This window comes from Roseospirillum parvum (genome assembly GCF_900100455.1).
GTDB classification, from domain to species: domain Bacteria; phylum Pseudomonadota; class Alphaproteobacteria; order Rhodospirillales; family Rhodospirillaceae; genus Roseospirillum; species Roseospirillum parvum.
Map to the genome: position 1 here is coordinate 396952 of NZ_FNCV01000002.1, position 12550 is coordinate 409501.

At 70.6% G+C, this 12550-nt stretch carries 11 protein-coding genes and 1 tRNA gene; 7 read left to right on the plus strand and 5 right to left on the minus strand.

Going from position 1 to position 12550, the window contains the following annotated elements; all coding sequences use genetic code 11:
• Positions 1-58: 58 nt before the first annotated feature.
• Complete coding sequence (gene lipB / locus BLR95_RS04780; RefSeq protein ID WP_092616214.1) at positions 59-772, minus strand: lipoyl(octanoyl) transferase LipB; 714 nt, start codon at positions 770-772, stop codon at positions 59-61.
• A gap of 125 nt (positions 773-897) precedes the next feature.
• Here lipB and BLR95_RS04785 point away from each other — a divergent pair.
• The 7 genes from BLR95_RS04785 to BLR95_RS04815 all read left to right on the plus strand — a co-directional run bounded on the left by BLR95_RS04785 (position 898) and on the right by BLR95_RS04815 (position 8859).
• A tRNA-Leu gene (locus BLR95_RS04785) sits at positions 898-984 on the plus strand.
• 283 nt (positions 985-1267) lie between these two features.
• On the plus strand, positions 1268-2665 hold the full coding sequence (gene mgtE, locus BLR95_RS04790; protein WP_092616217.1) for a magnesium transporter: 1398 nt from the start codon (positions 1268-1270) through the stop codon (positions 2663-2665).
• A gap of 133 nt (positions 2666-2798) precedes the next feature.
• Positions 2799-3506: a winged helix-turn-helix transcriptional regulator gene (locus BLR95_RS04795; protein WP_092616220.1), complete on the plus strand. Its 708-nt coding sequence runs from the start codon at positions 2799-2801 to the stop codon at positions 3504-3506.
• Positions 3503-5356, plus strand: coding sequence for an ABC transporter ATP-binding protein (locus BLR95_RS04800; protein ID WP_092616241.1), 1854 nt, complete (start codon positions 3503-3505; stop codon positions 5354-5356). Before BLR95_RS04795 ends, BLR95_RS04800 begins: the two co-directional genes overlap by 4 nt.
• A gap of 9 nt (positions 5357-5365) precedes the next feature.
• Positions 5366-6382: a UDP-N-acetylglucosamine 4,6-dehydratase (inverting) gene (gene pseB / locus BLR95_RS04805; protein ID WP_092616244.1), complete on the plus strand. Its 1017-nt coding sequence runs from the start codon at positions 5366-5368 to the stop codon at positions 6380-6382.
• 15 nt (positions 6383-6397) lie between these two features.
• A complete protein-coding gene (locus BLR95_RS04810; protein WP_245689248.1) occupies positions 6398-7594 on the plus strand; it encodes a DegT/DnrJ/EryC1/StrS family aminotransferase in 1197 nt (398 codons plus the stop codon).
• Positions 7591-8859 carry a glycosyltransferase family 4 protein gene (locus BLR95_RS04815; RefSeq protein ID WP_092616247.1) on the plus strand — a complete coding sequence of 423 codons (1269 nt, stop codon included), beginning with the start codon at positions 7591-7593 and terminating at the stop codon, positions 8857-8859. Before BLR95_RS04810 ends, BLR95_RS04815 begins: the two co-directional genes overlap by 4 nt.
• 62 nt (positions 8860-8921) lie before the next feature.
• Here BLR95_RS04815 and spbR read toward each other — a convergent pair whose 3' ends face one another.
• From spbR to phbB, 4 genes are all read right to left on the minus strand, one after another.
• Complete coding sequence (gene spbR / locus BLR95_RS04820; RefSeq protein WP_092616250.1) at positions 8922-10055, minus strand: SpbR family protein; 1134 nt, start codon at positions 10053-10055, stop codon at positions 8922-8924.
• A gap of 330 nt (positions 10056-10385) precedes the next feature.
• Positions 10386-10772 (minus strand): DUF4870 family protein, encoded by a 387-nt coding sequence (locus BLR95_RS04825; protein ID WP_218119484.1) that lies wholly within the window; start codon positions 10770-10772, stop codon positions 10386-10388.
• A gap of 84 nt (positions 10773-10856) precedes the next feature.
• Complete coding sequence (yddG, locus tag BLR95_RS04830) at positions 10857-11801, minus strand: aromatic amino acid exporter YddG (RefSeq protein ID WP_425438430.1); 945 nt, start codon at positions 11799-11801, stop codon at positions 10857-10859.
• 4 nt (positions 11802-11805) lie between these two features.
• Positions 11806-12528: an acetoacetyl-CoA reductase gene (gene phbB / locus BLR95_RS04835; RefSeq protein WP_092616253.1), complete on the minus strand. Its 723-nt coding sequence runs from the start codon at positions 12526-12528 to the stop codon at positions 11806-11808.
• Between the last annotated feature and the right edge of the window lie 22 nt (positions 12529-12550).

Below are 12550 nucleotides of genomic sequence, written 5' to 3' on the forward strand. Positions count from 1 at the left end.
CAAGGCCCTGGGGCAAGTAGGTTCATCAGACGAATTCGCGACCCCCGCCGGGGGCTCCTCAAGGCCCGGTTTCCTGCGCCATTGCGGGGGGTTGGCCGGTTCCCTCGAGGTCCGGGAAGGGGCCGGAAGCGACCACCTCGCGGCCCAGCACCCGGCCGAAGGAGTCGATCAGGGCGCGGTCCACCCGGGCCATCGGCGCCCCCCGGCCGAGGGCGGCCAGCGAGGTGACGCCGTGCCCGGCCAGCCCGCAGGGCACGATGCCGGCGAAGTGGTCGAGGTCGCAATCGACGTTCAGGGCGACCCCGTGAAAGCTGATCCAGTGGCGCACCCGGATGCCCAGGGCGGCGATCTTGGCCTCGCCGCCGGGGGCGTCGGGAACCCAGATGCCGATCCGCCCGGGGCGCCGCTCGCCGCGCACGCCGAGCTCGGCCAGGGTGGCGATCAGCCAGCCTTCCAGGTCGGCCACGAAGGCGCGCACGTCGCGCCCGCGCCGGCTCAGGTCGAGCATCACGTAGGCCACCCGCTGGCCGGGACCGTGGTAGGTGTACTGGCCGCCCCGCCCGGCCGGGTGGACCGGGAAGCGGTCGGGGGCCAGCAGGTCGTCGGGGCGGGCGCTGGTGCCGGCGGTGTACAGCGGCGGGTGCTCCAGGAACCACAGCGCCTCGGCCGCCGTGCCGGCGCGGATGGCCGCCACCCGGGCCTCCATGGCGGCCAGCGCCGCCGGGTAGGGAACGGGCTCGGCGGTTTGGTAAAGGGCAACCGGCGATGTCATGCGAAGGGGGGCCTTTTAAGCCTGGCGAAAGGGTGGGGTCCCCTGGAAAAGCGCCTTTCCGGGGAGCGCGTCAAGGGGCGCGTTGACAGCCCCGCCGACAGGCCTTAAGAAACCCGCTCCTGCGCGCGGCCGTGCTGGAACTGGTAGACAGGCCAGCTTGAGGTGCTGGTGTCCGTATGGACGTGGAGGTTCGAGTCCTCTCGGCCGCACCAACCGATCCCCGACAGCCCACTTAAAAGCCCCGCCAGGGGCCGGGCCGCACGCTCCGCCAGGGGCCGGGCCGCACGCCCCGCCAGGGGCCGGGCCGTACACCCCGACTCCGGCAGGCGGCGGGGCGGCCGACTTGCGCCCTGGCGCCGCCATCCGATATCACCCGGGGCGGGTGCCATGCCCGTGCCCCGGGCCCGTGCCCCGGCCGGCGGGTTCGACCGCCCTCTCCTTTAAGACAAGACACCTGTCCCCCTTCCTCGCCCACCCAGCCCAGGGAGACCAGCGATGGCGGACCACCGGCTTGAAGCCTCGCCCCAGGCCCCCGACGACGAGTCGGCGGAGGTGTTCGGGCTCGGCCCCGATTTCATCGACATGGTGGTCGAGGGGCTGGACAACGATCACGCGGCGGCTGTCTCGCGGCTGGTCTCCACCCTGCATCACGCCGATCTGGCCGACCTGATCGAGCGCCTGAGCCGCGACCAGCGGGCCCGCCTGCTGGAGATGGGCCGCGACAGCCTGAACTACGACTTCCTGCCCGAGCTCGACGAGACGGTGCGCGACGAGGTGGTGGAGCTGATGGGCTTCGCCGATCTGGCCGCCGCCCTGGCCGACCTGGATTCGGATGACGCCGTCTACATCGTCGAGAACCTGGGCCAGGAAGAGCGCGACCAGGTCCTGGCCCGGCTGCCGGGCGACCAGCGCATGGCCATCGAGCACGGCCTGGCCTTCGAGGAGGACACGGCCGGGCGCCTGATGCAGCGCGAGCTGGTCGCCGTGCCCAGCTACTGGACGGTCGGCGAGACCATCGACTACCTGCGCTCCAACGCCCGCCTGCCCGACGAGTTCTATCAGCTGTTCGTGGTCGATCCGCGCCACCGCCCGATCGGCACGGTGCGCCTGAGCCGCCTTTTGCGCTGCAAGCGGCCGACCCGGCTGGGCGACATCATGGATCCCAACGTGCCGGTGATCGCCTCGACCACCGACCAGGAAGACGTGGCCTTCCTGTTCCGTCAGCGCGACCTGCTGTCGGCCCCGGTGATCGATCCCTCGGGACGGCTGATCGGGCGCATCACCATTGACGACATCGTCGACGTCATCGACGAGGAGGCCGAGGACGACATGCTGCGCATGGCCGGCCTGTCGGAGACCCACGTCTACGAAACGGTCTACAAGACCACCAAAAGCCGCTTTCTGTGGCTGATCGTCAACCTGGGCACCGCCGTCCTGGCCTCGCTGGTCATCGGGCTGTTCGAAAGCACCATCCAGCAGGTGGTGGCGCTGGCCGTGCTGATGCCCATCGTCGCCTCGATGGGCGGCAACGCCGGCACCCAGACCATGACCGTCGCCGTGCGCGCCCTGGCCACCCGCGAACTGGCCGCCGACAACGCCCTGCGGCTGATCGGCAAGGAGGCCCTGGTCGGCCTGCTCAACGGGGTGATGCTGGCGGTGATCAGCGGCGCCGTGGCCTGGGCCTGGTTCGGCCGCCCGGAGATCGGGCTGGTCATCGGGGCGGCCATGGTGATCAATCTGGTCGGCGCCGGGCTGGCCGGCATCCTCATCCCGCTCGGCCTGGAAAAGCTGAAGGTGGACCCGGCCCTGGCCTCTGGCGTGTTTTTGACCACGGTCACCGACGTGGTCGGCTTTTTCGCCTTCCTGGGGCTGGCCGCGCTGGTGCTGCTGTAGGGCTGGCCAATTGACCGGCCGGGGCGCGGGGCTGTATGTTCGCGACGTGAACGCCACTTTTTCCACCCCCCCATCGGCCACCCGCCCATCGGCCACCACCCCCACCCTCCCTTCGGGCCCGAGGACGCCGGACATGGAGCGCCCCCCCGGCGACCCCCCACCCCCCCCGGGCGACGACAGCGCCATCGATGCCGGCGCCGACACGGGCGACGGCCGCGCCTTCCGCGAGGTGAAGGACGGCCTGCACGGCGAGTTGCGCCTGAAGCTGTTGAGCCAACTGGAGCACGACGGGGCGCTGTCGCAGGCCGAGTTGGGGCGCCGCCTGGGCATCGCCACCGGGCTGGTCAACGCCTTCATCAAGCGCTGCGCGACCAAGGGGCTGGTCAAGATCCGCTCGGCCCCGCGGCGCCGCTACGCCTACTACCTGACCCCCAAGGGCCTGGCCGAGAAGGGCCGCCTGACGGTCAGCTACCTGTCCAGTTCGCTGCGCTTCTTCCGCCGCGCCCGGACCCAGTGCCTGGAGTTGCTGCGCCACTGCGAGGCCCAGGGGCTGACCCGCGTCGCCCTGGTCGGGCGCGGCGAGTTGGCCGAGATCGCCTTCCTGGCCTCGCGCGAGACCGGGGTTGAGATCGTCGGCATCGTCCTGCCCGGCTCCAACGAGCCCCATTGCCACGGCTTTCCGGTGCTGCCCGACCTGCCCGGACCAGAGGTGGCCGACGCCGTGCTGATCACCGACGTGGCCGACCCCGAAGGCAGCTACCGGAGCGCCCTGGCCCATTTGCCGGCCGAGCGGGTGTTGGCCCCGGCGGTGCTGCACCTAAGCCCGGTTGCCGACCCATGAAGAACTGGCTGAACACCCTGCGCCAGTTCGGCGTGCGCCCCCACGAGGCGGCGCTGGTGGTCCTGCTGGCCCTGCTCTCGACCCTGGCCGAGGCGGCCGGCGTGGGCATCTTCCTGCCCATCCTGCAGTTCATCCAGAAGCAGGGGGATCTGGCGGCGCTGACCGAAGCCAGCGGGCTGTGGGCCCACGCCGTGGCCGGCGCCCGGTGGCTGGGGCTCGAGGTCACGCTGGCCCTGCTGCTGGTCATCGCCTTTTCACTGTTCCTGGCCCGCCAGGCCTTCACCTATCTGCGCCTGCTGTTCGAGTTGGGCCTCAACGAGCGGACCAAGATGACGGTCCGCGCCGACCTGTTCCGGCGCTATCTGGCGGCGGCCGCCGACTACCACGACCGCACCCCCATCGGCGACCTGATCAACGCCATGACCACCGAGCTGACCCGGGCCCTGGTTGCCCTGCTCGGGCCCTTGCAGATAACCAGCTATGGGCTGATCGCGGCGACCTATCTGGTCATCCTGTTCCTGCTCTCGTGGCCGATGACCCTGGCCGCCCTGGCCCTGGGCGCGCTGACCGCCCTCGCCCTGGGCCGCTGGATGCGCCAGACGCGCCACCAGGGCAACGCCCTGGCCAACGCCAACAGCGAGGCCAGCAGCTTCCTGATCAACCGCATGGGCTCGCCGCGGCTGGTCCGCCTGTCGGGCACCGAGGCGGCCGAGATCGCCGAGATGGATGGGCTGGTCGACCGTCAGCGCCAGCGGGGGGTGCGGGTCGGCCGCCTGCAGGCCCGCACCGAGGTGGTGCTGGAGCCGGTGTTCATCGCCTTTTCCTGTGTCTTCCTCTACGTCGCCACCACCCATGCCGGCATGGGGTTGGAGGAGATCGGCCTGTTCTCGGTGATCGCCCTGCGCCTGATCCCGGTCATCAAGAGCCTGGTCAAGCAGCGCCAGGGGGTGCTGGCCGCCCAGGGAGCGCTGGAAATGGTGCTGGGCCGCGCCGCCGCCATGCGCGCCGCCTCGGAAGGCCCGGGGGGCGGGCGCCCCTACCCCGGCCTGAGCCGCGAGGTGCGCTTCGAAAAGGTCACCTACGCCTATCCGGACAGCCCGCGCAGCGCCCTCAGGGGCATCAACCTGACCATCAGGAAGGGCGAGATGCTGGCCCTGGTCGGCCCCTCGGGCAGCGGCAAGTCGACCCTGATCGACCTTTTGCCGGGCCTGCGCACGCCCCAGGGCGGCCGGGTGCTGTTCGACGGCGTGCCGGCCGACAGCTTCACCCGGGCCAGCCTGCGCCGGGCCATCGCCTACGCCCCGCAGAGCGCCCAGCTGTTCAACGGCACGGCCGGCGACCACATCCGCTATGGCAACCCCGAGGCCGACCGGGCCGCCGTCCAGCGGGCCGCCGAGCTGGCCGGCGCCGATGCCTTCCTGCGCCAGTTGCCGCAGGGCTACGACACCCCCATCGGCGACGGTGGCGTGCGCCTGTCGGGCGGCCAGCGCCAGCGCCTGGATCTGGCCCGGGCGATCGTCCGCGGGGCCGACATCCTGATCCTCGACGAGCCGACCGCCAACCTCGACCCGGACAGCGAGGACGCCTTCCGCCAGGCCCTGGAACGCCTGCACCGCGAGACCGAAACCACCATCCTGATCGTCGCCCACCGGCTGAGCACGGTGACCCACGCCGACCGCATCGCGGTGCTGGTCGATGGCCAGCTTCAGGCGATTGGCACGCACGCCGATCTGGTCGGCAGCGACACCTGGTACGCCCGCGCCTTCCAGCAGTTCCACGCCGCCGCCCACACGCCCGCCGCCACCCGGCCCCACCCCTCTGCTTCCCCCCTTTCGGCCCCAACCGCTTGAGAGCCCCGCATGAGCGCCGTCTTCCCTCCCTTCGACCTCGCCGACCGTTCGATCCTCCTGACCGGCGGCACCGGCTCCTTCGGGCACGCCTTCGTGGCCCGCGCCCTGGCCGCCGAAAGGCCGCCCCGGCGCCTGGTCATCTTCTCGCGCGATGAGATGAAGCAGTGGGAGATGAGCCAGCGCTTCGCTCCCGAGAGCCACCCCGCCGTGCGCTATTTCATCGGCGACGTGCGCGACCGCGAGCGCCTGGAAAGCGCCATGCGCGGCATCGACACGGTGATCCACGCCGCCGCCATGAAGCATGTCCCGGCGGCCGAGTACAATCCGTTCGAATGCATCCGCACCAACGTCATCGGAGCCGAGAACGTGGTCCAGGCGGCGATGCGCAGCGGTGTCGAGCGGGTGCTCGCCCTGTCCACCGACAAGGCGGCCAACCCGATCAACCTGTATGGCGCCAGCAAGCTGGCCTCGGACAAGATCTTCGTCGCCGCCAACAACCTGTCGGGGCGCGAGGGCTGCCATTTCTCGGTCGTCCGCTACGGCAACGTGCTGGGCTCGCGGGGCAGCGTCATCCCCTTCTTCCGCAAGCGGATCGCGGGCGGCGCCACCACGCTGCCGATCACCCACCCGGAGATGACCCGCTTCTGGATCACCCTGGAACAGGGGGTCGATTTCGTGCTGTCGTGCCTTGGCCTGATGCACGGCGGCGAGATCTTCGTGCCCAAGCTGCCCAGCATGCGCATCGTCGATCTGGCCCGCGCCATGGCGCCGGCCCTCGGGCACGAGGTGGTCGGCATCCGCCCCGGCGAAAAGCTGCACGAGGTGATGATCCCCCTTGGCGACGCCCGCAACACGGTGGAACTGGCCGACCGCTACGTGATCCAGCCCAGCCTGGCCTTCTGGTCGCGCGACCCCGACCTGCCCGGCGAGGTGCGCCCGGTCGATCCGGAGTTCGAGTACGCCAGCAACAGCAACGACCACTGGCTGACCCCGGACGAGCTGCTGGCCATGATCGAAACCGCCTGATCAGGAGCCCCCAAGGTGAGCCCGCCCGCCAACCTGCTGGCCGAATACGCCCGCCACACCCTGGATGACTCCGACCGCGCGGCGGTGGCCGAGGCGCTGCTCGATGAGCGGCTGACCACCGGCCCCCGGGTCGGCGCCTTCGAGGCCGCCTTCGCCACCCGGGTCGGCGCCGCCCACGCGGTGGCCTGCAACAGCGGCACGGCGGCGCTGGAGATGATCTACGCCGCCCTGGAGGTGCCGGGGCGCCCGGTGGTGGTGCCGGCCATCACCTTCCTGGCCACCGCCAGCGCGGCGCTGCGCCTGGGCGGGCGGCTCGCCGTGGCCGACGTGGACCCGGCGCGCGGCCATCTGACCCCGGACACCCTGGCCGCCACCCTGGCCGCCCTGCCCCAGCCGGCGGCGGCGGTGACGGTGGTCCACCTGGGCGGGCCGCCGGCCGACCTGCCAGCCCTGGCCGAGGTGGCGCGCCGCCACGGCACGGTGCTGGTGGAGGACGCCTGCCACGCCCTGGGCAGCGTCGAAACCCCGGACGGCGCGCCGGTCGGCGCCTGCACCTTCAGCCGCGCGGCGGCCTTCTCGTTCCACCCGGCGAAGACCATCACCACCGGCGAGGGGGGCATGGTGACCAGCCCCGACCCGGCCCTGGCCGAGGCGGCGCGGCGCCACCGCAACCACGGCATGGTGCGCGCTCCGGCCCCCCTGCGCGCCGACTCCCTGGCCACGGCGCCGTGGTACTACGAGATGCACAGCCTGGCCGGCAATTTCCGGCTGACCGACTTCCAGGCCGCCCTGGGCCTGAGTCAGTTGACCAAGCTGGACACCTTCGTCGAAAAGCGGCGGCGGCTGCGCGACCACTACCTTCAACGCCTCGCCCCGCTCAGCCCCCGGGTCAAGCCGCTGGAGCCGCTGTTCGAGGGGACCATCGGCTGGCACCTGATGGGGGTGCGGGTCGAGGACTTCGCCGCCGGCCCCGAGGCCCGCGCCGCCACCATGACCGCCCTCAAGGCGCGCGGCATCGGCAGCCAGGTGCACTACATCCCGCTCTATCGCCAGCCCCATCTGGCCGACACGCTCGGTCCCGCCGCCGACCCGGCCCGCTTCCCCGGGGCCGAGGCCTATTACGCCCGCTGCCTGTCGCTGCCCCTGTTCCCGGACCTGGAAGAGGCCGACGTGGACACCGTCTGCGCGGCCCTGGAAGCGGCGCTGGGATGAGCGACGGCGGCAACCGGCTCCAACCAGCCCCCGCGCCGCCGGATGGCGGTCGCCCCTTGAAGGTCCTCTGCCTGGACATCGAGGGCGGCCACGGGGGGTCATCGCGCTCGCTGCTGGCCAGCCTGAGCCGAATCGACCGTGAGCGTGTCGAGCCTCTGGTCTGGTGTCGCCGGCCGGGCTCTGTTGTGGAAAAATATCAAGAGCTTGGCATCCCCTGTCGGGTAACTCCCGAAATGCCCAAGATCAGCGCCCTGGAGCGCAACAGCCGAACCCTGCTGGATCTCGCCCGCCTTGCCACGCAGCTTTTCCGAGCCCGTGGCTTCCTGCGCCGTCTTGTCGACACCGCACGGACGGCGGATGTGGTCCACCTCAATCACGAGGGACTGTGGCTTCTCGCCTACTGGCTCAAGGCCCGCACGCGGGTTGCCGTCACGCTGCATCGGCGCACGATGCTACCGAACACGGTGTTCGGTCACCTTCAGGTGAACCTGATCCACCGAGCCGTTGACGGGCAGGTGTTCATCTCCGACAACGAACGACGCAATGCCGAAGACCTGGGCCGCCACCCTCCGATCGGTCCGGTGCTGTTCAACATCGCCGAACCTCCCGCGCCGGGAACGGCGCCGCATCCGGCCTGCCGCGATGACCCGCGGTTCAAGGTGGCGCTGCTGGCCAACTTCGCCTGGATCAGGGGCACGGATCGCCTGCTCGAGGTGGCTCAGGCGCTGGCCGCGCGCGGCGCGCAGGACCGGGTTGTTTTTCTGGTCGCAGGCACCATGCGGATGCCTCGCCGTTACCCCGGACCACTTGCCCAGGCCGCCCGTCAAGGGTGGCAGTTTGATCAGGTCGTGGAGAGATCACAGATTGCCGGGATGATCCGCTTCCTGGGCCACATCTCCGATCCGGAAAGAGTTCTCGTCGGCTGTGACGCCTTGCTGCGCCTGAGCCGGGGCAACAACCCCTGGGGCCGCGACGTGCTGGAGGCCCTGGCCGCCGGGCGGCCGGTGCTGACCGTCGGCAGCTATCAGCGCTTCGTCGAGCACGACGTCACCGGCGTCCTGCTGCCCCGCTTCGACGCCGGGCAGATGGCCGACCACATCCTGGCCCTGGCCGAGGACCCGGCGCGGACCCGGCGCCTGGGCGCCGCCGGCGCCGAGCGCATTGCCCGGCTGTGCGACGGCCCGACCCAGGCCGCCGCCCTGGCCGAGGTGTGGCGCGCGGCGGCGGCCCGCAAGGCGGGCTTGAGGGCCGATCGGACCGGCTGATGGAAAGGGCCTTGGGCGGCGTGTGGGCCGGCCGGCGCCCCCGGCGCGGCAACGGCGCGCGATCAGGCGCCGCTGGCCAGGGTGGGCGGCAGGGCGCTCATCTTGGCCATCAGGTATTCCAGGTCGCCGCTCTCGAACTCGACGCCCAGATCGCCGTACTGGGTGAGCACCCGCTCGATCATGCGCCGCGAGTAGCGGGCCCGGTCGTCCTCCAGACCGTCATAATCGGTCTCGGCGGCCACCTCGACCGCCGCCCGGACGGCGGGAAAGATCGAGCGCGGCAGGCCGGTCTTCTCGAGGATGCCACGCAGACCCAGGTTGCCCTGGTCGTGGATCAACTGACGGGCGTTGACGATGGGGATGCCGGCCAGCAGGGCCATGGCGTATTCGAAGAACTTGATGTCGCCCATGCACACGGCGCGGACCACGATGGACGGCGTCAGGCGGCCGTTGTCGCGCAACTGGGTCACCAGGGTTTCCACCTCGTCCTCGGAAGACTCGGTGGACAGGGTGATCGTCGCCCGCTCGCGGCTTTGCATCAAAAGGTCGGCGGCGACATCGGCCGGCAGCTCGTGATGGCGGATGATGTAGGTCTTGAGGTGCTCGGAGACCCGGGTGACCAGCCGCTCGGCCACCGTCACCGGCAGGCCCGAGCGGTGGGCCAGCGGGCTTTGCACCTTGTCGCTGTCGCCGTACTTGTCGACCGCCTTGAGCATCGCGCTTTCGGTGATCTCGGCCCCGGCGTTGCCGACCAGGGTGGCCACCACGTCCTCGTCGCCATGGTCGACCAGGGCGTCGGAGACTTCCGGCGCCACGCTGGCCCGGCGGGCCACCGCCATCTGCTTGGCCGCCCCCTGCGAGCGCACGATCTCGACCAGATCCTCGCTGGTCAGCACGGTGGAGAATTCGAGGATGGGCAGGGACACGCTGTCCACGTCGTCGGCCAGGGTGCGGGCCAGATCGTGGGGCAGCAGGGGGTTTTCCTTCAGGTTGACGGCCAACGCCTGGCGCACCCGCACCTCGGCGTCGCGCACCATCAGGCGGAAGATGTCCTCGGCCAGCTCGCGTTCGCCGGGCGAGAGTTCCTCGTCATCGAACTGGCGGGCCAGCTTGCCGGCCGTCTCGGCCCGGGTGTCGGGCGAGGGGTCGGCGAGCAGCCGGTTGACGTCCTCGACGGAGAGCTTCTTGTCGGCCATGACGATTTCGGGTCCACACCAACTTGCTCGGGTCCACACCACCTTGGCTGCCGCACCCGCCCTTGGCGGCGGGCGCCGCACGCCCACGGAAAGGCGGGCCACCCTCAAGGTGACCGCCGCAGCCTTCCAGAGCACATCAAAAAACGTACTGCCTCGGACGGTGTTTGTATAGGAGGATCGGCACCGGCGCGGCGGCGACTGTGCGCCAGGTCACAGTTCAGGCACAGTTCAGGTCGCAGATCAGGTCACTGTCGCCGCCCGCGCCAGCCGGCCCGACGCACCGGTTTGGCGGGCCCAGTTTGGCGGGCCGAGTTTGTCAGGTCCAGCTTGTCAGGCCTTGAAGCCCCAGGTGGTGGGGTCGGCCACCGGCTGGTTCTTGCTCAGCTTCTGCATGCCGGTGATGATGCGCATCACCGCCCACACCAGCAGAACCAGCATGATCGCCCAGCCGACGATAATGACGCTGGTGACGGCGGCGATGAGTCCCCCCAGTAGGCCGATCCAGAAGGTGCGGATCTGGAAGGTGTAGTGGGTGTCCAGCATCGGGTCCTTGCCCCGGTTCACGTAGGCCAGGACCACCCCGATGATGCTGGTGATGCCAACCAGAAAACCGACCAGGTAAAGAATGTAGACCAGATTGGCCGAGCCCTTGCCCTCCAGGCCCACCTCCAGGCTGCCGCCGCCCGGCGGCGTGGGATTGCTCGCTTGATCCGACATCGATCACTCTCCCTCGCATCTGGCCGGCGCCGGGACGGCGCGCGACATCGCCCATCAGCCTAACAGCTTATGGCGTCCGGCGCATTATCCGCGCCCCCTCCGGGGACCTCCCAGCAGATCGCCCGAGGCCAGCGCGGCGCCGCCGACGATCAGCCCCAGGGCCAGCCACAGGCTGGGCCGCGAGGTGGCCAGCCCCAGCCCGACCAGGATCAGCGTGGAGAGCAGCGGCGCCGCATAGGCGGCCGCCCCCAGGGCCCGGATGTCGCCCCGCTTGACCCCGTGATCCCAGGTGAAGAAGGCCGCCCCCACCGGGCCCAGGCCAAGCCCCAGCACGGCCAGCCAGGGCCCCGGGTGGTCCGGCCAGACGGTGGTCTCGACGGCGAGATGGGCGAGCCAGGCGAGCACCGCCGTCACCCCGCAGAAGGCCCCCACCGCCTGGGTCGGGACATGGGTCAGCCGGCGGTTGAGCACCGAATAGCCGGACCACACCAGGGCGGCGGCCAGGGCCACCCCGTGCCCGGGCTCCAGCGAGGCGAAGTCGATCGTCCCACCCCGGGCGACCAGGATGGCGGTGCCGGCCAGCCCGGCCAGGGCGCCCAGCGGATGGAACCAGCGCAGCCGCTCGCCGGGCAGCAGGGCGCTGAACAGAACGATCAGCAGCGGCCACAGGTAGGCGATCAGGCTGGCCTCCACCGGCGGCGCCGAGGACAGGGCCAGGAAGTAGAGGAAATGGTAGCCGAACAGCCCGCCGACCCCGATCAACCAGGCCGGCCAGGGCAGCCTCAACCCGTTCAGCACCGCCTCCAGGCCGCGCCGCCGGATCTCCAGCCCCCAGGTGCCGCAGCCGATCAGGAAAGCCACCGCGAAAGCCAGGGCGGTGATCTGCAGCGGCGGCATGTCGCCGCTGAGCGTGGTCAGCGGGGCCAGCAGGGCCCACATCAGGACCGCCGTGCCGCCCACCGCGGTGGCCCGCCGGCGGGCGGCCAGGGCGGCCGCGACGCTTTCCCCGCTGCTCGGCGTCCCGGCCACCGGCTCAGTACATGTGCTGGCCGCCGTTGATCGACAGCGTGGCCCCAGTCACGAAGCCCGCGTTGTCGTCGATCAGGAACATCACGCCGCGCGCGATGTCCTCGGCCTTGCCCAGGCGGCCCACCGGAATGCGCGAGATGATCTTCTGCAACACCTCGTGGGGCACGGCGCGGACCATGTCGGTATCCACATAGCCGGGGGCGATGGCGTTGACGGTGATCCCCTTGGGCGCCCCCTCCTGGGCCAGCGCCTTGGTGAAGCCGTGGATGCCCGACTTGGCGGCGGCGTAGTTCACCTGACCGTACTGCCCGGCCTGGCCGTTGATCGAGCCGACGTTGACGATGCGCCCGAAGCCACGGTCGAGCATGCTTTCCCAAACCACCTTGCACATGTTGTAGCAGGAGGTGAGGTTGGTGTGGATGACCTCTTCCCAGTGGTCGTAGGTCATCCGCTTCATGGTGCCATCGCGGGTGATGCCGGCGTTGTTGACCAGCACCTCGACCGGACCCAACTCGCGGCTCACCTTGGCCACCCCGGCCTCGCACTCGCCGAAGTCGGAGACGTCGAAGCGGAACACCGGGATGCCGGTCTCCTCGTGGAAGCGGTTGGCCGCCTCGGTGTTGCCGGCATAGTTGGCCGCCACCCGATAGCCGGAGTCCCTCAGGTGCTCGCAGATGGCCCGCCCGATGCCGCGGGTTCCGCCGGTGACGATGGCAACTCGACCCATAAGATTCTCTCCCTCTCCGAGA